The sequence below is a fragment of the Tatumella sp. JGM94 genome, assembly GCF_018257595.1.
Lineage (GTDB): Bacteria > Pseudomonadota > Gammaproteobacteria > Enterobacterales > Enterobacteriaceae > Tatumella > Tatumella punctata.
Window position 1 is genome coordinate 57,144 of sequence record NZ_JAERJN010000007.1, and the last position, 20,457, is coordinate 77,600.

Consider the following 20,457-nt stretch of genomic DNA (forward strand, 5'->3'; position numbering starts at 1 on the left):
CTCTCTGTCTGCCTGAGGGGTTAACCACAGAGGTCAGTACAGGGTAATCAGTTCCAGAGACGCTACCTGCTGTTGCCAGCGCTGAAACTGCTCTGCCTGTGCAGCCGTCAGTGGGGCACCGGTCACCAGTAACCATTTTTTATCGGGGAAAGTCACCGGGGCCGGGGTGGCAGCGGGCCGGGGAAGAACATCCAGCCGCAGACCTTTTCCGGTCCGTTTCAGCGCTTCGAGCCAGACTTCACAAGGGTCTGCCAGCAGCCAGCCGCCGATCAGAATATTATCGCCCGCGACTTTTTTATCACCCTCCAGACAAAAAGAAGTGTAGGCAATAATAATACCGTCGAGGATTTCCCGCAGGGTGAGCATGGCCGGAATGTTGGCGGAGAGTTGACTGCGCAGCGGGCGCAGAACCTCAGTCACCAGTTCCGGCCGCGGATATTCGCGGCCAGCGTCATAAACTATCTGGCGCAGTGCATCGATTTTTCCCTCTTTCAGGCGTTGCAGCATCTTTTCCTGCAGGGACAGCCAGTTATTGGTCAGGCCGGTTTCCGGGCGGCTAAGCAGGGGTTTTACCTGACTGACCGGTACCCCTTTTCTTAGCCAGTCGAGAATTTTCAGGGCCAGCCGGACATCATCATCTGTGTACATACGGTGCCCGCCTTCGGTTCTCTGCGGGGTCAGTAAGCCATAACGACGCTGCCAGGCGCGCAGCGTGGTCGCATTTATCCCGCACAGCCGGGAAAATTCACCAATCGAGTAAAACATGCAGTACGCCGGTTAAAAAATAAAGTATGTAATATACTACGAAATTTATCTGTTCTGTTAGCCGCTGCAGGGCAACCGGCCAGTGACTAATCAGTTTTTCATCGACGCAGTGACTGGCGAAAAAAAACCGCCACCAGCCGGTTGCCGGTGCGGTAATCGTTTTTCCCGGGACCTGACCAATTACCCGCAGAATATATCCGGATCTGAAAAATTCTCGATCCGGATCAATATATTATTCCCGGCGGGCAGTAACCTGTGGCGCTTACATAGTGTGTTCGGAAATGGTGGTTTCAGGTGGTGACTTTCATCTCCGGACAGGATAAGCATTCTGTTTAACCAAAGGCTAAGATGTGTTGATTCGCAGTGCCAGACCTTCCGATGCAGAGCCGCTGTCTCTGTTAGCAGAACGTACCTTCCGGGATACTTTTCAGGACGGTAATACAGCACAAGATATGGAACTTCATTGCCGGGAAAGTTACGGTAAAGCAATTCAGCTCAGGGAAATCCAGACCCCCGGCCAGGTCACTCTGGTCTGTGAAGATCACGGAGAGCTGGCCGGATATGCCCGGCTGCGGTGGGAAGAGTTTCCGGCCTGTATCAATAGCCAGCAAGCGGGTGAAATTCTGTGTTTGTATATGGATAAGCAGTATCATGGTAGCGGCCTGGCCCATGACCTGATGCGCGCCTGCCTGCGGGAACTTGAGCAGAAAGGTTCAGATATTGCCTGGCTTGGTGTATGGGAGCATAACCCGCGAGCGATCAGTTTTTATAAAAAATTCGGCTTTACTGAAGCAGGCGAACATATTTTTCAGGTTGGTTCAGATCCCCAACGGGATATTATTATGATGCGAACACTGTAGCCGGGAACGCTGACGATCATTGCCTGACTTTGCAGAAAATATGACCGGGGGCAGGGGAGAGCGCCTTGCCACCCGGTGTAACTGTATTTTCAGCGAGGCGTTGAGCTGTGGAGATGATATAAGTCTGCGTGAGCAGAGATCAGACTGTTTTTTATCCCATAGCAAAAAACGCCATATCAGGTGTCAATATCATCAGCTTATTTTTATATCATCCATATGGATATCCTCTTCTTCAGAACTATCATCTGTCATAACGTCACGCGGCACGTTTTTCTTGATAATGGCATAGACGACACCAGTGACAAGGATATTGACCAGTAATGCCATAACACCTGCCATAGGTTGTGACATGGTAGGTATCATCAAAACCCCGCCAAAGGGTACTGTTGCATCAGCACCATATACCATCGTGATAGCGCCACCACAGGCACCGCCGATGGCTGCGGCAGAAACACCGCGAACAATATCATTCATCACTATAGGTATGGACCCTTCGACAATATTCACAATGCCCATCGGAACTGCCGATTTTAATGTTTCGATTTCTGCGTTGTTATAAATATTTTTACGCAGCAGCCGGGCAATAAAATAAGCGAGTCCGAAACCAACAGGTGTTGCTGTATTAACCAACTGCAGGGCAGTAATGGGCTCATTGATGCCCTGAGCCTGGAGTGTCAGAACGAAGGCAAAACAGGTTTTATTGATCGGGCCGCCAAAGTCGACAATACACAAAGCACCAATAACCGCACCCAGAACCAGATTAGAGGAAGTCCCCATATTTCGCAGCAAAGATGTCAGAGCATCGGTAAAAATACCAATAGGTGTTCCTATGATATACAGCATGACCAGACAGCTGATAACCGATGCGAAAAAAGGCACAATCAGTGTCGGCATTAAACCACGGGCCCAGTCCGGGACTTTCACATTTTTAATAATCGTAACTGCTATATATCCGGCAATGTAGCCGCCGATCATACCACCGATAAACCCCGCACTAATCTCATTCGCGGCCAGTCCTGTGACAAAACCCGGCGCAATACCGGGTTTACCGGCGATAGAGCCGGAAATCCCGATAGCGATAACCACCGGTAAAAGTCCCAGCGCCCTGGCGCCCAGGGTGGCAAAAGCCTGCCATAAATCAAACTGGCCCGGCAATAAAGTCTGCTGAACAGTTCCTCCGAGGCCCATCCCGATCGCAATAATAAAGCCGGAACCGCAGACAATGGGAATTAAAAAGGAGATAGCCGTCAGCAGATGGCCTTTAGGGTTCGCTGCTTTCCATATTTTTTTTATACTCATAACTTACACCCTTTAATTTATATTGGGTAAGCATTAGTGAATAACTATCAACTGACTAATGCACTGAGTTTTTCGATCAGTTTGTTCGGCGATTTGACTGCGATTTCGGTGGAAACTTTAACGATTTTTTTCCCCGCGAAACGCTCTTCTCCGGAAATCTGCACGTCAGCAGCTAACAGCACGATATCTGCGCTGGCAATTTCATCAGCAGTCAGGGGATTTTCGATGCCAATGGTACCCTGGGTTTCGATCTTCACATTATGCCCGGCCTTTTTGGCGGCAATCTCAATCTTTTTCTGCGCAATATAGGTATGTGCAATGCCTACGGTACAAGCAGTAACGCCTACAATATTCATCGGTATTCTCCATAATGTTTCAATGTTTTTAACTTATTGCATCACGGGCGAAATCCGCTGCCGGATAACATCAGCGGTGATGCTATTTATCTTCAGAATTAAATAACTGAATAATTTTTTTTGGTTCCGTTTCCTTAAGTAATCTGGATATGATTTCTTCATCGGCCAGTGAGGCTGAAACCTGTGCTAATAAACGGATATGGGCAGTGTTTTGATCTTCCGGGCGAACAGCAAACAGGATAATACAGCGGACATCGCTGCCATCCATCGTTTCCCAGGGGATTTGTTGCCGGGTGCGTCCGATAGCCAGGGCAGTACGGGCGACTCCCGATGATTTTCCATGCGGAATAGCAATATGATTTTCGAAACCGGTTGAACCCTGGGCTTCACGCAGCCATACATCGCGGATAAATTCATCTTTGTTAATTATGGCACCATCCCTGACTAACATATTTGTAAGTTCTTCGATGGCTTGCTGTTTGGTTGTGGCCATCATCTCTGAACAGATATTATTGACAGAAAGCACTTCGGAAATATCCATAACTTACCTTCTTTACTAATGGGTGATAGTTAATTACCGTATATACACCATGACCTGAATATATTTCCTGTGGTGTCAGTGGTCAGTCTGGTTTCGGAATATATCCAGCATTCTATCCCATGCCAGCCCGATATCTGAATGCAAAGAAAACAGGCCGGAGGTTCCAACGATATATACATCCACCCCTGATGTTGCGATCCTGGCGAATGTTTTTTCATTACATGACCCGTCAATTTCAGTCAGGTAGTGGTAATTATTATTCTCACGCATACTGATGAGTTTTTTTATTTTTCTCAGTGACTGCGGGATGAATTTCTGGCCTGCGTAACCGGGGTCTACGGACATCACAGTCACTTTGTCCAGCAGGTGTGCATATTCACTAATACTTTCTGCCGGAGTCGCCGGGTTAAGCACCACACCACATTTTCTGCCGGCATCTTTAATCAGATTAAGCAGTCGAAATATTTTGTTATTCGCCGTCTCCGGGTGGAAGCTGATAATGTCAGCGCCGGCATTCAGACACAGGGGAATAATATCTTCCGGATGGTTAACCATCAGATGGACATCAATAGGGACTGTAGTGATTTTTTTCAGATTCTCAATAAAGAAAGGGGAGAGGGTGATATTACGGACATAGTTACCATCCATAATATCGACATGATAAAAATCGGCTTTGTTATTCATTGCAAGGATCTGTTCTCTGAACTGTGTCAGGTCCATACACATTAATGAAGGTGAAAATTTTGCATGCATAAATTGCCTCCCGTATAAAATGAGTTAGTTAAAAATTGTCATAATATGACTCAGGATAATCCCGATAATGCCGAAATCAGCATCACCAAAGGTGGTGGAGCTCAGCCCCATATTGCCCATCATCGGTAACAGAATGGCTGGCAGGAACGAAATCAGCAGGCCGTGGGAAAAAGAGCCGGCCACTGCACCGCGGCGCCCGCCAGTGATGTTGCCGTAAACCCCCGCCGTTGCACCGCAAAAAAAATGCGGAACCAGCCCGGGGACGATGACACTCAGACCGAACAGCGGGCAGAGAAACATACTTACCAGCCCTGCAGAAAAACTGGACAGAAATCCGACGATGACTGCATTGGGGGCAAAAGGGAAAACGGTCGGACAGTCCAGCGCGGGTTTTGCATTTTTCACTAATTTGTCAGCAATACCTTTAAACGCCGGTACAATTTCAGCTATCACCATACGTACGCCTGCCAGAATGATATAGACGCCAGCGGCAAAAGTAAGGGACTGAATAACGGCGAAGATAATATAGTTCTGACCTGCGCTCAGGGTTTCTTCAACAAAGGATTTACCCGCAACGGTCACTAACACCAGAAAAAGGGCCATCATGGTGAGTGCTATTGCGACAGACGAGTCTCGCAGGAAGTTCAGGGAGTCAGGAACCTTAACCTCTTCAATCGAAGGGCTTCCTTTCCCTGTGACTTTACCAATAAGGGCGGCGAGCAGGTAGCCGGCTGAGCCAAAATGCCCCAATGCGAGGTCGTCAGAGTGAGTAATTTTCCGGGTAAAGGGCTGTAGAATGGCCGGTGAAATAACCATCATTGCGCCAAGAGTGATTGAGCCGGCTGCCACCACAATGGGAGCTGACAAACCTCCGGCAGATAAGACCACGGCCAGCATTGCAGCCATATAGAGCGTATGATGCCCGGTCAGGAAAATATATTTCAATGGTGTCAGGCGTGCGAGGAGGATATTGATAAGCATCCCTGATACCATAATCATGGCGGTAGCAGTACCGTAATCTTTCTGTGCCAGGACCGCCATGGCATCAGTATTAGGAACGACGCCCTGAAGGTGGAAAGAGTGTTCAAATAACTGACTGAAGGTTGTTAATGTACTGGCGATGATACCTGCACCGGCAGTCAGAATAACAAAACCCATTATTGTTTTTAATGTACCGGCAATAATTTCAGAGATGGCTCTCTTTTGTAATAATAGTCCGGTCAGTGAAAACACGCCGACCAATATCGCCGGTGTCCCTAACACATCGTAAATAAGGAACTGAAGCATAATATACTCCGCGAATCAGATGACGAGCCTTCAAATGTTTTCTTCCAGAATATCTGTTATTTTTTATTATCCAAAAGATTACTCAGCCCGAAGACCTTTGCAGAATGGCCACTGAGATGGCGGGCAATATCTTTTGCGCTGAGGATAATATCAGCCACTTCGCTTTTTGCAGAGCTGACATCTGTGTGGCTGACATCTGCCTGTCTGTTTGTCTCTCGCAGGATTTTTTTACATTCATTTCGACAATAAAGCTGCTGCCTGGTCCGTTACCACATACAATCAGTGCTTTATTCATTGTGTTTCCCTTTTATATGTCTTTATGTCTGGCCTGACTAATCCTGTCATTTAAAGTTATTTCATATGTTTTCCGGGCATCCGTCCCGTACCGCCGCAGAGTTATAAGTTTTATCTGTTTATCGGCTGGCTGGTATATAAGAGTCAGTTTATTATTACGTCTTTCGTGTTCCATTAGTTAATTTTAATAGCTGCTGTTTATATTTTTCCCCTCAGTCCGGGAGGTGTCTGTAAGGTTATCCGTTATATCAGCAGGTGTGTTTTTTTAATGTGTTCTTATTACTGATTATATCTTCCCTCTGAACCCCGATATGGCGAACTATAAACAGTCAGACAGAACACAACTGTGATCAGACTCCCGAAGTTAGCGCTAACATTCCGGAGAGTTAAAATTTGGGTTGCGAGTAACATAATTTAGAATGTTCTTACACCTGTCCTATACTAAGTTATACTATCAGCCGTAGATAATGGTTCTCAATTTCCTGTTTTTTAAACAGTCGGAGTTTTTTTGCAAATTTCAGACGCAGACAGTAGTCCGAAAGAAAAACGCCGCAAGGGGACGGGTAAAATTACCCTGACGGAAGTGGCTGAGTTCGTCGGCGTGAGTGCAATGACTGTCTCGCGGGCATTGAGAATGCCTGAAAAAGTGAATTCCGAGCTGCGAGCCCGTATTGATGCAGCCGTCCGTCAGCTTGGTTATGTACCGAATCTCCAGGCACGTAATCTGGCTTCGGTACATTCAGATCTTATACTGGTTGTGGCCCCGGCGTTTTCTTCACCGGGCTTTTTAACAATATCAGAATCATTGCAGGCTGTGCTGTCCGGACAGGGGTATACCATGATGCTAATGGAATCCGGTAATGATGGCCGCACTGAATATAAAGCGTTTGAGAAAATTCTTGCCTACAACCCGGCGGCGATTATTCAGTTTAATACTGACACTATCGACAGCTGCAGCCGGCTGCTGTCACATACTGAGGTACCGATACTCGATATTGGTGCGCTGAATCCGCATTCGGTCGGGATCAGTATCGGCGTGGATTATGCTAAGGCAGTCAGAATGCTTGTGACACAACTGTCTGCCGCCTCTTTAAAAAATATTGCGTTGCTTTGTACCCCCGCGAACAACAGGATGTCTCGTCAGATATTGAGTGGCTGGAATACAGCTATGCTTTCCCTGAATCGTTCTCCGCACAGGGTAGTAGCCACTCATCTACCTTCAGCTATCACCACCGGGCTGAATGTGTTCAGCGATCTGATGATTACCTGGAGTGACCTCGACGGGTTAATTTGTACCTCGGATGAAATAGCCTGTGGGTGTATGATGGCCTGCCATAATGCAGGTATAAAAGTCCCTGATACTCTTGCCATTGCCAGTCTGGGGGGAAGCAGCTTATCAAAGGTATGTTCTCCGTCTTTAACGACAGTTGAGTTCCCCTGGCATGATATCGGAAACAGGGCCGGCAAAGCCCTTCTCGATTTGCTTAATGATGTGCCCGGTGACAAATATATTGAAATGCCCGGTGTGCTTAAAATCAGGGCAAGTACACCCGGTTAATTTTCGCAGCAACACAGGGCAATACAGCGGTAACCGTATTCACTCTCTGCGGATAAGCCGGATGTGTCTGACGGATAAGGTCATAACAGGGTGAGGGATGAGTCGCTGGCTTATCTTTGTCTGCCGGGTGTGCTATAGCTGCTAATACGACAGGAGTCTGTTTAACAGGCAAGGCCAGTGATGGTCGCATAAGTGTCCGTCATCAAAACCGGCTGGATATTTATATGCCGGGCAGGTGGCTGACGAACATTCCTGTCAGATGCAACAGCAAGTTATACGCTAACGTCATCATTTTTAATAAACAATGACGGCTATTTAAATATAAAAATATCCGTCATTGTTCTGTTTATTATGGTTTTTCTGCCGGTATACCCTGACCGGAGAGTTCATAGCTGATATTGCCAATAACTGTATCCGGGTCAAAATTAATATGGCTTATAGCATGTTTATCACCGGAAGCATTATTATAGATATCAAGAGTCGCAAAAGGCGCCCCTGTATCATTTGTGCCGTATGCAACCTGATAGGCAGTGTTTTCATTGTAGACTGTGAACGCATTAAGGCTATGTTTTTTATCCCCCTGGCTAATAAATGATGTATTCCTTTTCGGGACAACAATATTTTTTTGTTGTGTTACACCTGAGACGGTCTGGCCGAATGAGTATGATACCTCTGACTGAATAATACAGACCTCTACTTCTTTATCATGATCAGAGGTCTGTGCATAGAATACAGGGTCTGCACAGCGATGAAGTTTGGCCTGGTCAGGAGAATTACTGGTAGCGGCATAGCTTACAGGTATAGAAATAATACTCGTGACAGCAGTCAATAAGCATAAGTGCTTTAGTTTCATTACTGTTTCTCCAAATAGTCTTGATAGTATAACAGTATAGACATTATTGATTCAGCTGCTGAAATTACCTTCAATCTGTTTATATTTTTATATGACGGCTATACAGGAAACCCACACTGCCCGGAGAGTGAACAGTTTGCCTGTTATTATTGTGGAAGATAACTGTCTGAAATACTCTGCTGCTGCCTGAAAGTTACCCGGGCACGACACCCCGGGTCAGGCTGTCACTAATAATGATTACAGGTTTCAGGTACCGGCATTTTCTTTTCCAGAAATATTTCAGCCACCATACAACGTGCACCGCCTCCGCCCAGATCTTCAATGATGTCAATAGGCGCCAGGGCGAGTCGGGCGTAATCTGAAATCTTCTGCTGCTGCTCCGGCGTGAAGGATGCCCATGCCCGGCCAGACATGGCGTATACCGGCTGGCCGTGACAGTCTTTTAGCTCAATAACGTTACAGACAAAGGCTTCCATCTGGCGCCAGGTCACGTCGATAACTTCTTTGCCGGTACGCTGAAGAGATGCGAGCAGCCGCTGTCGTTCCGCTCCGGACGAGAGGGATTCAAGACAGACGATGGCATATTTTTTCCCAAGGCTCATCATCACGTTAGTATGATAAACAGGCTGCTGATGGCGGTCATATGCATTGAACCAGTGCATACGGTAACCTGATATTCTTTCAAATTCTTTGGCTGCCACTTCCGAACTGCGCGACGATCGGCATGCGTAGGCGATACGATGATCATGATCCAGAATAAGTGACCCGGTTCCTTCGAGATAAAGACCTTTTTCTTCAAAAACAGACAGGTCAATTCTTCGGTTAACAATATAGTCTTGCGTCAGGTCGGCGATGATATCCTGCCTGCGTTCTCGCCGGCGATTTTTCGCTTCCATCGGAAACGTATATATAGTGCCGTCTCCCATCATGGCTATCCAGTTGTTGGGAAACAGGGAGTCGGGTGTATCCCGGGCTGTATCCTCATCTATCACCTTGACATTAACCCCTGCCTCCTGAAGTGCCGTGACGTAACCATCGAAAGCGGTCCTTGCAAGCTCTGCGACGTCAGGAACCTGACTTAATGTTTTCTGGAAAGAATTACTCAGACGTGTCTCGGGATTTCCTTTAAAAGCCGCCGGACGTACCATCAGAACAGAATGTGTTGTTTGCATCTTGAATGTTACTCCGGGTGTTTCAGAAAACGGTAAAGGTCGCGGGGGTTAGCCGGGGCAGGAACCAGACGGACAGTGCTGCCAATATGGTGTTGCCGGGCCATGTCATTGATCAGGCGGAGCGTCGAGAAGTCTTCAATGGCAAACCCGACTGAATCAAATACGGTCACCGCCGTATCGCTCTTTCTGCCGGGACGCTCTCCTCTGAGCACCTGCCAAAGCTCCGTAACGGAAAAATCGTCCGGCATCTGCTGTATTTCGCCTTCTATACGTGACTGCGGGGTAAATTCGACGAAAATATCTGCTTCACTGAGTATCCGGGCTTCAAGCTCTGTTTTGCCCGGACAGTCGCCGCCAACTGCGTTGAGATGCATACCCGGCTTAACCTGTGCAGCAGAAATAATGGTCGCATTGGTTTTATCAGCAGTAATGGTGGTAATAACATCGGCCTGTGCCACGGCTTCATCAACACTGCGGCAGAAATGCAGGTTAATGCCAGCATAATCCCTGAGATTAGCGGCCAGTTTTTCTGTGGCTGTATCATCGACATCGTAAAGCCAGAAATCCGTGAGTTTCAGGACTTCACTGAACGCGATTATCTGAAACTCGCTCTGTGCTCCGTTACCAATTACGGCCATATGTCGTGCGTTTTTACGCATCAGATATTTGGCAGCCAGTACCGATGTTGCTGCTGTGCGTAGCGCGGTGGCAAGCGTGAATTCGCTCAACAGGAGCGGGTAGCCGGTCGCAATTTCTGCCAGCGCGCCAAAAGCCATAACGGTTAGCTGATTATGAAGGGTATTCTGAGGGTGCCCGTTCACGTATTTGAAGCCGTAATATGCAGAGTCAGCCGCCGGCATCAGCTCAATCACACCAATATCAGAATGGCTTGCCACCCGTGGTGTTTTATCAAATTCTCCCCAACGTAAAAAATCATACTCAATATAATCAACCAGCTGTCTGATAAATCCGGCTACGCCGGACAGGTTTACCAGCTTACTCATATCATGCGTATCAATAAATCGCGTCATTAAAGATTCTCCCTGTGGTCCTGAAACAACAGTATGAAACATTAATTTGTCTTATATAAGTTGATAAAAAGGCCAAAAAGATATATTTATTAGCAATATGTAAATGCAGAAAATCATTTTGAGATGAAAGATACAGACAAACACCTTGTGGCTCTGCTGCGTGAAAATGCACGGGCATCAGTAACTGAACTTGCAGCAACAATGAAAGTATCCCGTGCTACCGTCCAGAAACGTATGGAAGCGCTGGAAAACGAAGGCGTCATAACCGGTTATACCGTCAAAGTAAAACCGGGTGTCGAACAGAACAAAATCAGGGCCTGGATGAATGTCGCGGTAGAAGGAACAAAAGCGAAAACGGTACTTCAGCAACTGCGTGGCGATCCGGCGGTTTATACACTGCACACGACCAATGGTAAATGGGATTTATTAGTTGAGCTTCGCTCGGATTCACTGGAAAACTTTGACCGGATACTGGGCCGGGTCAGGCGTATCGAAGGAATTCAGAATACGGAAACCAGCATACTACTTTCCACTCATAAAGCCTGATAAAACAAGGCAGTTACAATGTTCCAGCGCGATAACGTAATCTGAAAATTGATAAAAGGATACGACGTGCTTTCGTGACAATTGTCGGTGGATATCATTAGCCGTTTGCTGAAGGCTTTTAAGAAGCGGGTACCGGGGGATATTTTTGACAGGGTACTGATATTTTTCGCGAACTTTAGCCCGTTTTACTGCCGGGTATTCACTGTCCATCCACGATGAGTTGCTTTTTTTAAAACCAGCCGGGGCAGTCCGGAATAAAAAAACCACGCGATTACGTGAATTTTTTATTTTTTTGCGATTTGTGGCGACGGCCTGGAATCAGAAGATCCTGCGGATTGTATTTTTACTCACGGCAACGATCGATTGTGCCGCTACGCAGTGGTGGTTCTGAAAGCACAGTAAGCTGAAGCTGACGGAGGGCCGGCCCTCCGTCGTAAAACCGCAGTTACGGCTGCTGTGATACCCGCAGCAGTGCCTCTTCCAGTGATGCCGGGAACATCTGACCGTGACTCAGACCGGGAAACAATAGATAACTCGCCGTAACGCCTTTATCATGCAACTGAGAGACGCTTTTACTGACCGCTGCCAGGATATCATTACCCGGAGCCGTATTTTTCCGCTGCAGATCTCCGTCACCTTCCATCAGAAACAGATGTTTATTCTGTAGCCGGTCAGCCGGAAGTGACGTCATCAGTGTCAGCAAATTAAAGTCCATCTGTCCCAACGACGGACTGGCGGAGTAATACTGATGAAAGAAATCCGAATGAACATAAGAATCCAGCACCCACAGTCCGGCGAATGAGTGGCCCCATACCCCACGTTGTGCGGTATTCAGTGGCAGATTATTTTCTGCCTGCGGCGCGATAGTGCCTTCCAGTAGTTTGCGAAACACCAGACTTCCTCCGGCGGGCCTGCCGCGGCGATCCTGCTGCTGCGATGAACCGTTCCCGGAAGTCACCGCCGGAGTATAATCGTAGGTCCGGCCTTTAAGATCGAAAGGCAGGTTGGTCTGATAACCGACCGCAACAATCACCGGCGGATTATGTTGCGACAGCTTTTCCAGCAGCGGTTCAGAGAGTTTATCCATCACCGCGTTGCCGTCCAGCATATACAGCACCGGATACCCTTTCACCGGCGGTGCTTTATCCGGAATCGCAGTCCACACTCTGTAATGTCGCTGCCCGTCAGTCGAATCGAAACTTTTGACCCTGAAGTGATACACTGCCGAACCTTTATCAGCAATGTTGGGTCCCAGCGGGGCCATATTCGGCCTGGCATCCGCCACAGAACAGGCACCGGCCATAGATCCGCTAATGCAAACCAGTAAGATCAGATTTTTATAGTCAGCCAGCCTGCGGCCAGAAGTATTCATGAACATCACTCTCCAATAGCAATACCGCCGGCAGAGCTGGGCGGTATCAGGTTAACTCCGTCAGATAGGGGCTGACAGCCTTCGAGGGGCAGGGCAGCAGCTCACCGCCCCTGTCGCACTGACGATCAGAAGTGCATTCCCAGTTCCATGTAGTAGGTCCGCCCTGATTCATTGTAGGTCCGGGCACCGGCGCCATAGGCGTAAGTTCCGTTGGAACCTGTGGTTAACGCATTACCTTCACGGTAGTGACGTTTATCCAGCAGGTTATCGATACCTGCGGTCACATCCATATTTTTATTCACACTGTAGACAGCGCTGAACCCGAACACCGCATAAGGGTTCACCTGCCAGGTTTCGCTGCCGGAAGTTGCCACACCCTGAGTATTATATTTTTGCGGTTTCTGTCTGCCATACCAGGTCATGGTTCCCTGAACGGCTAAATCGTTAGTTGCCTGCCAGTCCAGCTCTGAGTTTATGGTGAATTTAGGAATTATCGACAGATAATCACCGGTGGATTTATTCTCGTTATCAATGATATAGGTGAAATTATTATTCATAGTCACCCGATCACTGATCGGGAAATTAAAGGTCCCTTCCAGCCCTTGTACCACTGATTTCGGTACGTTAGTCCACTGATAGACGTTGGAAGTACCGTTGTAGTAGGCAGAACTGGTGCCGGCTTCGATTTTGTTACGGTAATCGTTACGGTACCAGGTCAGACCGGCCTGAACACGTTCATGATGGTATTCAATGCCGATTTCTTTGTTGATACTGGTTTCAGCCTTCAGGTTTTTATTGCCCTGCAGGTAGCAACTGGAACCTGTGTCATAGCAACCATTGCCGCTGCTGTACAGCAGATAGTTCGGGTTAGTCTGGTACAGATTCGGAGCCTTCCATGCCCTGGCAATTCCCATCTTCAGGGTAAAGTCGCCACCCAGATCCTGTGACAGGTTCAGAGACGGACTGACATTACTACCGGTATAGGACTGATGATTTAAGCGAATTCCCGGGGTCAGACGAGTTGAGTCGGTCAGGTCGATATTATCTTCGGTATAGATACCCCAGATATTTGCCGAGCTGTATTCACTACGGTAGCTGCCAGATACGCCGTCAATATCTGATGTTGCTGCCAGAGTATTCGATGTCGGATCTTTCATCGTCTGGTGATTAAATTCAGCACCAAAGGTCAGATTCTGCTGTACCCGGCCGCTAATCGGAATGTTAATATCCGAGTGGAGATTAGTATCATTCAGATTAATGGTTGCAAAGCCTTCATCAATGGAGGAAAACAGCCCTTCCACCCCTCCGGATAAGCCTTCTTTCAGTCGGGTATTACGGGTTTTTTCAAACTGTATGTAGTTATTGGTGGTGACACCATTGTCCCGGGCACCGGTGTACTTAAGCGCCAGAGTCTGGCGATAAATAATATTAGTTTCCTTACCGTAATAAGCTTTGGTCAGAGTGGTGTTGTTAGTATTCTGAGTGTCTCCGGCATACAGGTTACCCTGACGGCTGTAGCCTGCATCTAATTCCAGCGCCTGCATTGGGGCAAATTCCCAGCGCAATACACCGTTAATATTTTTATTAACGCCCCCTTCACGGCCGGCCGGAACCATACCGGCATATTTTCCGGTACGCTCTGCGGAATGACCGTCGTTAATGTTCTTACCATCGGCCTGGGTTTTACTCCAGTTGCCATACAGCCGCATGGTCAGGTTATCGGTCAGCCCGCCACTCAGGTCGAAGTTTTCACGTTTAGTCGCACCTTCCTGTTTGTGCTCCGGGACGTTGTAATAACTATTAAAGCTGCCATGCCAGGTTTTCCCAGCGGGCCTGGTCACAATATTGACCACGCCCCCCATGGCACCGTTACCATACAATGCCGCGGCCGGGCCACGGATAACCTCTATATGGTCGATCATTTCCGGAGGTACCCAGTTGCTGTCACCACGGGTATCGCGTTCACCACGCCAGCCGTAGCGTACTGAGTTACGGCTGCTGACTGGCATGCCATCAATCAGGATCAGCGTGTTCTCCGGCCCCATACCGCGAATATCAATCTGTCGGTTGTTACCCCGCTGGCCGCTGGTGGAGTTTCCCGTCAGATTAACGCCTGGCATAGTACGGATAATTTCGGATACATCGCGCTGGATGGGATGTTTTTTAATAGCTTCCTGATCGATGATCGAGACGCCCGGGGCCTGCAGCGTCTGTAGCCGACCAGTCACTACCAGCGGGGGGCCGTCCTCTTTTTTCGCCTCAGGAATGAGTACTTTTTTTGTTTCAGAGGAGGGCTGTTTTTTAACCGGCTCTCTGATGTTTTGCATGACATTCTGATCTGAAGTATCGGCTGCGTTAGACAAAGGGGTAATAAAACTGCCTGCCACCAGAGATGCCAGAAGCGAGTATTTCAATGATTTATTTGCCATAAAAGAGTAAAGTTTCTGCATGTTTTTTTTGAATTAAAATACTAATGAGAATTATTTTTAATATCAATAACAGAAGTGGCAGAAGGGTAAGCAAAGTGTAAAGCGGTTGTGCATGCCACGGTGTCGGGTGATACCACGGCGATTACGGTACTTTAATCTTTAAGCAGTGCGTTAATGATTAATAAATTCAGCTGAACGGACCATTTTTTTAATAATTAACATGGTTTGTTACAAATGGAATTATTCACTCTATTAGTAATAAGTGTCCGTATAATATTTAAGGTTACAATGAACCATAAATATATCCCGACAAGGGGAGTCTCTCTGACCGGGAGCTTACCGATTGCGGGGAAAACCACAGGTTCAGGCATATCCAGTCACCGCGTTTTGGTGGTTCCGGCCCGGTGGTAGGTATCAAGGTAGTTGTCATCCCCGGTTAATTTAAGCCGCCTGTTTTTCCCGTTCCGGGTTCAGGGTAACTGATCTTACCCAGCAATAGTGGACACGCGACTAAGTGAGTAAACTCTCAACTCAGAGGTGAGTCACATGACAAAGCCAGCATCAACCATAAAGAAGACGCGTAAGCAGCACACGCCTGAATTCCGAAATGAAGCCCTTAAACTCGCTGAGCGTATCGTGTGGTCGCAGCCGCCCGCGAGCTCAGGCTGTATGAATCGCAGCTCTACAACTGGTGCAGTAAACAACAGCAGCAAATGATATCCTCAGAACGGGAGAACGAACTGGCTGCTGAAAATGCCCGCCTCAAACGGCAGCTGGCTGAACAGGCAGAGGAGCTGGCCATTCTCCAAAAGGCCGAAGCCGGAACGCCGGTTTCTGAACTGTGCCGCGAGCATGGTATGAGCAATGCTAGTTTCTATAAGTGGCGCTCACGCTTTGGCGGGATGGATGCCTCCATGATGGCCCGTCTCAAAGACCCGGAAGACGAAAACCGCCGCCTGAAAAAGATGTATGCCGAAGAACGACTCAAAGCAGAAATTATTCAGGAAGCCATGACAAAAAAGTGGTGAAACCATCGCATCGGAAGCAGATGGCACAAGAAGCGGTCCGGCTTCGGCAAGTCAGTATTCGTTTTGCCTGCCGGTTATTTGCCGTCAGTGAAAGTTGCTATCGCTACCAACCTACACTGAGTGAAGAAAATGAAGCTATTGCTGATTGGCTGCTGCGCATAACTGACAGCCAGTGCAATTGGGGATTTGGCCTGTGCTTTTTGTACCTCCGTAATGTAAAAAACCTCCGGTTTAACCACAAAAGGGTGTACCGGATTTACTGCGAACTGTCGCTAAACATGCGGATAAAGCCGAAAAAGCGCTTAAAACGGGAGAAACCCGAAGCGTTAGCGGTGCCTGAAAACAGTAATGAATGCTGGTCAATGGACTTCATGCACGATCAATTATCGGATGGCCGTTCGGTCCGCCTGTCAATCGTGAAGCCCTGGCAATAGAGGTCGATTTTTCTCTGCCGGCAAGTCGGGTTGTGCGAACGCTGGAACAACTTATTGAGTGGAAAGGGAAACCCACAGCAATACGCTGTGATAACGGACCGGAATATACCAGTAATACGTTGATATCATGGGAGAATACAAGAGGTATCCAGATTAACTTTATCCAGCCAGGTAATCCGCAGCAAAATGCCTATATAGAGCGTTACAATAGGACAGTGCGTTATGACTGGCTGGGGCAACACCTGTTTACATCACCGGATGAATTGCAGGACTATGCCACGCAGTGGCAATGGTTTTATAATCACGAGCGACCGAATATGGCACTGAATGGCTACACGTCGATGCAACATATTCAACGCTTATCTGATTCTACTTATCGCCTCCGTTAAAAATGGGGGGATTACCCTGTTACGAGATAAGTTGAGAGTCTGTGAAATAAAAAAATCCACGCAATTGCGTGGATTTTTTGGTTTTTTGTGATTTTTATGAGACTCAATGAAACCTCATAAGACAACACATTTTATTTAGACGTTGAACAGGAAGTTCATAATATCGCCATCTTTAACGATATACTCTTTTCCTTCGGCACGCATTTTTCCGGCTTCTTTGGCACCCTGTTCGCCTTTGAACGCGACAAAGTCGTCAAAAGCGATAGTCTGGGCACGGATAAAGCCTTTTTCGAAGTCGGTGTGGATTTTGCCGGCCGCCTGGGGGGCGGTTGCGCCGACAGGGATAGTCCAGGCACGGACTTCTTTAACACCGGCGGTGAAGTAGGTCTGCAGGCTGAGCAGGGCGTAACCGGCACGGATCACACGGTTCAGGCCCGGTTCTTCGAGGCCCAGTTCAGCCATAAATTCTTCGCGGTCCGCGTCGTCCAGTTCAGCAATATCCGATTCAACCGAAGCACAGACCGGCACGACCACAGAACCTTCCTGGTCGGCGATAGCCCGGACCTGATCGAGGAACGGGTTGTTTTCGAAGCCGTCTTCATTGACGTTAGCAATGTACATGGTTGGTTTCAGGGTCAGGAAACTCAGATAGCGGATCAGGGCTTTTTCGTCTTCATCCAGTGCCAGCGCACGCAGCATGCCGGCATTTTCCAGCTGTGGCAGGCACTTCTCCAGCACTTCCAGTTCGGCTTTCGCGTCTTTATCGCCGCCTTTGGCTTTTTTCTGTAAACGCTGGATAGCGCGTTCACAGGTATCCAGATCGGACAGGGCCAGTTCAGTGTTGATTACTTCAATATCATCAGCCGGATTCACTTTCCCGGAAACGTGAATAATATTGTCATCTTCAAAACAGCGAACAACATGACCGATAGCCTCGGTTTCGCGGATGTTAGTCAGAAACTGGTTACCCAGGCCTTCACCTTTAGATGCGCCTTTTACCAGACCGGCAATATCGACAAATTCCATGGTGGTGGCGATAGTACGCTGAGGTTTAACGATTTCTGCCAGCTTGTCCAGACGCGGGTCAGGCATGGGAACCACACCGGTATTGGGTTCAATAGTACAGAACGGAAAGTTAGCCGCTTCAATACCCGCTTTCGTCAGCGCATTAAACAGGGTGGATTTACCAACATTTGGCAGGCCCACGATACCGCATTTAAATCCCATGCTTGAGTTACCTTATAACGTATTGGCGGCAGATAAACAGACTGCCGCCGGAACTGTAAAATTTTGCCGCATTATACACATAACCACCCATAATGGCGCGGATTTCCGGAGCCGCTTAACCGGCTTTAAAGCTATGCAGGCGGTTCATTGCTTTAAGCCGATCGTCTTTCAGCCATACTTCCGTACAACGGACAGCCTCATCAATGGCTTCGTCAATCAGTTTTTGTTCACTCTGCGGTGGTTTACCCAGAACAAAACCGGTGACTTTATTACGGTCACCGGGATGGCCGATGCCGATACGCAGTCGATGGAAGTCGGCATTATTCCCCAGCTTACTGATGATATCCTTCAGTCCGTTATGTCCGCCATGACCGCCACCTTGTTTGAATTTAGCGACTCCCGGCAGCATATCAAGTTCATCATGGGCGACCAGAATTTCCTGCGGCGTAATGCGGTAAAAAGTGGCCATGGCAGCCACAGCTTTGCCGCTCAGGTTCATAAAGGTTGCAGGTACCAGTAACCGGACATCATTTCCTGCCAGGCTGATACGGGCTGTGTAGCCGTAGAATTTAGGTTCTTCTTTTAACGACTGATTATGTCGTTCTGCCAGCAAATCGAGATACCAGGCGCCGGCATTATGCCGGGTGGCCGCATATTCCGCGCCCGGATTCGCCAGACCTACAATCAGTTTAATACTGCTCACAATTTCTACCCTGCCATGATTACAAAGGCATTAGTTTACTGCCTGACACGCATAAGCACAAAGATCAGTCGCCAGCGCACGGAATGGTAATTTTCGCTCAGGTTTGTGATCTGAGTAGCAGAATTGATTAGTATTGATTACTAAACTTTTGTTTAATTGTTCAACGGCTGTCGCATGGCAGAAAGGGGAGATGATGAAACATAAACAATGTCTGAGATATGGCAATGCGCTGATGGGCATTGGCCTGCTGGTTATTGTTACAGGGATGGTATTAGCCGTGATGAGTCAGTTGCATTCTGTTCACCTGCCTGCGGTTGCTGTGGACGGTGCTGTATTTGCTATCTTCCTCGGGGCCTTATTATGGCTGGCGGGCGCACAACTCGGCGGACGTGAAAAAGTCTGTGACCGCTATTTTTTGCTGCGTTACAGTGGCTGTAATCTGCATCCGCGCCATAAATCATCACCGGCAACGGATGTGGATTCAGTGACTCAGTAACGCGCAGCGCTTTCCGGACCAGCATAACGTTTATATAACAGCGGGTCATTACATGAAAAAGCCGGGCATTATGCCCGGCTTTTTAGCTGAAATGATAAGCAGTGATTAATGCTCAAACATTGCAGAGATAGATTCTTCGTTACTGATACGGCGGATAGCTTCAGCCAGCATTCCGGATAATGTCAGCGTCCGGACATTAGGCAGTGCTTTGATTTCCGGTGACAAAGGAATGGTATCACAGACAACCACTTCATCAATTACCGAGTTACGCAGGTTTTCCAGGGCATTACCTGAGAAAATAGGGTGGGTTGCATAGGCAAATACCCGCTTGGCACCGCGTTCTTTCAGCGCTTCTGCAGCTTTACACAGAGTGCCGCCGGTATCGATCATATCATCGACCAGTACGCAATCACGGCCGGCAACATCACCGATAATGTGCATGACCTGAGAAACATTTGCCCGCGGGCGGCGTTTATCAATGATGGCCATATCGGCATCATTCAGCAATTTGGCGACTGCACGGGCACGGACAACACCACCAATGTCCGGAGAAACCACAATCGGGTTTTCCAGATTCAGCTGCAACATATCTTCCAGCAGGATCGGGCTGCCGAATACGTTATCTACCGGTACATCAAAGAAGCCCTGAATCTGTTCTGCGTGCAGGTCAACCGTCAGAACACGGTCAACACCTACGCTGGAAAGAAAATCGGCAACAACTTTTGCGGTAATGGGGACACGGGCAGAACGGACGCGACGATCCTGACGGGCATAACCAAAGTAAGGGATAACGGCGGTAATACGTCCGGCGGAGGCACGACGCAGCGCGTCAACCATTACCACCAGTTCCATCAGATTATCGTTAGTAGGAGCGCAGGTGGACTGAATGATAAAAATATCACCGCCACGCACGTTTTCATTAATCTGTACACTGACTTCACCATCACTGAAACGACCGACAGCGGCGTCCCCGAGGTTAGTGTAAAGACGGTTGGCTATGCGTTGCGCCAGTTCCGGGGTAGCGTTACCAGCAAAAAGCTTCATATCGGGCACGAGAAAAACCT

General features: G+C 48.1%; 18 protein-coding genes and 2 pseudogenes. 5 read left to right on the plus strand and 15 right to left on the minus strand.

Annotation, left to right across the window (positions count from 1 at the left end):
• Positions 1 to 33: 33 nt before the first annotated feature.
• A complete protein-coding gene (locus JK216_RS06850; protein ID WP_212709325.1) occupies positions 34 to 765 on the minus strand; it encodes a MerR family transcriptional regulator in 732 nt (243 codons plus the stop codon).
• 350 nt (positions 766 to 1,115) lie between these two features.
• On the opposite strand from JK216_RS06850, the gene JK216_RS06855 reads away from it, so the two are divergent.
• Positions 1,116 to 1,625, plus strand: coding sequence for a GNAT family N-acetyltransferase (locus JK216_RS06855; RefSeq protein ID WP_212710457.1), 510 nt, complete (start codon positions 1,116 to 1,118; stop codon positions 1,623 to 1,625).
• A gap of 192 nt (positions 1,626 to 1,817) precedes the next feature.
• Here the strand turns inward: JK216_RS06855 and JK216_RS06860 are convergent, their stop codons facing one another.
• From JK216_RS06860 to JK216_RS06885, 6 genes and pseudogenes are all read right to left on the minus strand, one after another.
• The gene (locus JK216_RS06860) at positions 1,818 to 2,924 is read right to left on the minus strand and encodes a PTS fructose transporter subunit IIC (RefSeq protein ID WP_212710458.1); all 1,107 of its coding nucleotides are present in this window, start codon (positions 2,922 to 2,924) and stop codon (positions 1,818 to 1,820) included.
• A gap of 47 nt (positions 2,925 to 2,971) precedes the next feature.
• A complete protein-coding gene (locus JK216_RS06865) occupies positions 2,972 to 3,280 on the minus strand; it encodes a PTS fructose transporter subunit IIB (protein ID WP_212710459.1) in 309 nt (102 codons plus the stop codon).
• 82 nt (positions 3,281 to 3,362) lie between these two features.
• Positions 3,363 to 3,821: a fructose PTS transporter subunit IIA gene (locus tag JK216_RS06870; RefSeq protein WP_212709329.1), complete on the minus strand. Its 459-nt coding sequence runs from the start codon at positions 3,819 to 3,821 to the stop codon at positions 3,363 to 3,365.
• Positions 3,822 to 3,896: 75 nt separating this feature from the next.
• Positions 3,897 to 4,574, minus strand: a complete 678-nt coding sequence (gene alsE / locus JK216_RS06875) for a D-allulose 6-phosphate 3-epimerase (protein WP_212709330.1) — start codon at positions 4,572 to 4,574, stop codon at positions 3,897 to 3,899.
• Positions 4,575 to 4,598: 24 nt separating this feature from the next.
• Positions 4,599 to 5,861: a PTS ascorbate transporter subunit IIC gene (locus tag JK216_RS06880; RefSeq protein WP_212710460.1), complete on the minus strand. Its 1,263-nt coding sequence runs from the start codon at positions 5,859 to 5,861 to the stop codon at positions 4,599 to 4,601.
• Positions 5,862 to 5,891: 30 nt separating this feature from the next.
• Positions 5,892 to 6,156: pseudogene (locus JK216_RS06885) on the minus strand (PTS sugar transporter subunit IIB).
• Positions 6,157 to 6,663: 507 nt separating this feature from the next.
• Between JK216_RS06885 and JK216_RS06890 the strand changes: the two are divergent.
• On the plus strand, positions 6,664 to 7,713 hold the full coding sequence (locus JK216_RS06890; protein ID WP_212711297.1) for a LacI family DNA-binding transcriptional regulator: 1,050 nt from the start codon (positions 6,664 to 6,666) through the stop codon (positions 7,711 to 7,713).
• 349 nt (positions 7,714 to 8,062) lie between these two features.
• Here the strand turns inward: JK216_RS06890 and JK216_RS06895 are convergent, their stop codons facing one another.
• From JK216_RS06895 to JK216_RS06905, 3 genes are all read right to left on the minus strand, one after another.
• Positions 8,063 to 8,566: a hypothetical protein gene (locus JK216_RS06895; RefSeq protein WP_212710461.1), complete on the minus strand. Its 504-nt coding sequence runs from the start codon at positions 8,564 to 8,566 to the stop codon at positions 8,063 to 8,065.
• Between the two features lie 227 nt (positions 8,567 to 8,793).
• On the minus strand, positions 8,794 to 9,738 hold the full coding sequence (locus JK216_RS06900) for a citrulline utilization hydrolase CtlX (RefSeq protein WP_212711298.1): 945 nt from the start codon (positions 9,736 to 9,738) through the stop codon (positions 8,794 to 8,796).
• Positions 9,739 to 9,746: 8 nt separating this feature from the next.
• On the minus strand, positions 9,747 to 10,769 hold the full coding sequence (locus tag JK216_RS06905; protein WP_212710463.1) for an ornithine cyclodeaminase: 1,023 nt from the start codon (positions 10,767 to 10,769) through the stop codon (positions 9,747 to 9,749).
• 123 nt (positions 10,770 to 10,892) lie between these two features.
• Between JK216_RS06905 and JK216_RS06910 the strand changes: the two genes are divergently transcribed.
• Positions 10,893 to 11,315, plus strand: coding sequence for an Lrp/AsnC family transcriptional regulator (locus JK216_RS06910; RefSeq protein WP_212709337.1), 423 nt, complete (start codon positions 10,893 to 10,895; stop codon positions 11,313 to 11,315).
• A gap of 445 nt (positions 11,316 to 11,760) precedes the next feature.
• On the opposite strand, the gene JK216_RS06915 is transcribed toward JK216_RS06910, so the two are convergent.
• Together JK216_RS06915 and JK216_RS06920 are read right to left on the minus strand one after the other, a co-directional pair.
• The gene (locus JK216_RS06915; RefSeq protein WP_249213132.1) at positions 11,761 to 12,687 is read right to left on the minus strand and encodes an alpha/beta hydrolase-fold protein; all 927 of its coding nucleotides are present in this window, start codon (positions 12,685 to 12,687) and stop codon (positions 11,761 to 11,763) included.
• Positions 12,688 to 12,812: 125 nt separating this feature from the next.
• A complete protein-coding gene (locus tag JK216_RS06920; RefSeq protein ID WP_212711299.1) occupies positions 12,813 to 15,116 on the minus strand; it encodes a TonB-dependent siderophore receptor in 2,304 nt (767 codons plus the stop codon).
• 546 nt (positions 15,117 to 15,662) lie between these two features.
• Here JK216_RS06920 and JK216_RS06925 point away from each other — a divergent pair.
• Positions 15,663 to 16,967: pseudogene (locus JK216_RS06925) on the plus strand (IS3 family transposase).
• 135 nt (positions 16,968 to 17,102) lie between these two features.
• On the opposite strand, the gene ychF reads toward JK216_RS06925, so the two are convergent.
• Complete coding sequence (gene ychF / locus JK216_RS06930) at positions 17,103 to 18,194, minus strand: redox-regulated ATPase YchF (RefSeq protein ID WP_212706803.1); 1,092 nt, start codon at positions 18,192 to 18,194, stop codon at positions 17,103 to 17,105.
• Between the two features lie 115 nt (positions 18,195 to 18,309).
• Positions 18,310 to 18,897, minus strand: a complete 588-nt coding sequence (gene pth / locus JK216_RS06935; protein WP_212706804.1) for an aminoacyl-tRNA hydrolase — start codon at positions 18,895 to 18,897, stop codon at positions 18,310 to 18,312.
• Between the two features lie 193 nt (positions 18,898 to 19,090).
• Here pth and JK216_RS06940 point away from each other — a divergent pair, with 193 nt between their 5' ends.
• A complete protein-coding gene (locus tag JK216_RS06940; protein ID WP_212706967.1) occupies positions 19,091 to 19,393 on the plus strand; it encodes a DUF2583 family protein in 303 nt (100 codons plus the stop codon).
• 105 nt (positions 19,394 to 19,498) lie between these two features.
• Here the strand turns inward: JK216_RS06940 and prs are convergent, their stop codons facing one another.
• Positions 19,499 to 20,446, minus strand: a complete 948-nt coding sequence (gene prs, locus JK216_RS06945) for a ribose-phosphate pyrophosphokinase (RefSeq protein WP_212706805.1) — start codon at positions 20,444 to 20,446, stop codon at positions 19,499 to 19,501.
• Positions 20,447 to 20,457: the final 11 nt, after the last annotated feature.

What these genes read in the sequence shown, in the direction of transcription:
- JK216_RS06850 (WP_212709325.1), bottom strand. Translation starts at nt 765, where the DNA reads ATGTTTTACTCGATTGGTGAATTTTCCCGGCTGTGCGGGATAAATGCG.
- JK216_RS06860 (WP_212710458.1), bottom strand. Translation starts at nt 2,924, where the DNA reads ATGAGTATAAAAAAAATATGGAAAGCAGCGAACCCTAAAGGCCATCTG.
- JK216_RS06865 (WP_212710459.1), bottom strand. Translation starts at nt 3,280, where the DNA reads ATGAATATTGTAGGCGTTACTGCTTGTACCGTAGGCATTGCACATACC.
- JK216_RS06870 (WP_212709329.1), bottom strand. Translation starts at nt 3,821, where the DNA reads ATGGATATTTCCGAAGTGCTTTCTGTCAATAATATCTGTTCAGAGATG.
- alsE (WP_212709330.1), bottom strand. Translation starts at nt 4,574, where the DNA reads ATGCATGCAAAATTTTCACCTTCATTAATGTGTATGGACCTGACACAG.
- JK216_RS06880 (WP_212710460.1), bottom strand. Translation starts at nt 5,861, where the DNA reads ATGCTTCAGTTCCTTATTTACGATGTGTTAGGGACACCGGCGATATTG.
- JK216_RS06895 (WP_212710461.1), bottom strand. Translation starts at nt 8,566, where the DNA reads ATGAAACTAAAGCACTTATGCTTATTGACTGCTGTCACGAGTATTATT.
- JK216_RS06900 (WP_212711298.1), bottom strand. Translation starts at nt 9,738, where the DNA reads ATGCAAACAACACATTCTGTTCTGATGGTACGTCCGGCGGCTTTTAAA.
- JK216_RS06905 (WP_212710463.1), bottom strand. Translation starts at nt 10,769, where the DNA reads ATGACGCGATTTATTGATACGCATGATATGAGTAAGCTGGTAAACCTG.
- JK216_RS06910 (WP_212709337.1), top strand. Translation starts at nt 10,893, where the DNA reads ATGAAAGATACAGACAAACACCTTGTGGCTCTGCTGCGTGAAAATGCA.
- JK216_RS06915 (WP_249213132.1), bottom strand. Translation starts at nt 12,687, where the DNA reads ATGAATACTTCTGGCCGCAGGCTGGCTGACTATAAAAATCTGATCTTA.
- JK216_RS06920 (WP_212711299.1), bottom strand. Translation starts at nt 15,116, where the DNA reads ATGGCAAATAAATCATTGAAATACTCGCTTCTGGCATCTCTGGTGGCA.
- ychF (WP_212706803.1), bottom strand. Translation starts at nt 18,194, where the DNA reads ATGGGATTTAAATGCGGTATCGTGGGCCTGCCAAATGTTGGTAAATCC.
- JK216_RS06940 (WP_212706967.1), top strand. Translation starts at nt 19,091, where the DNA reads ATGAAACATAAACAATGTCTGAGATATGGCAATGCGCTGATGGGCATT.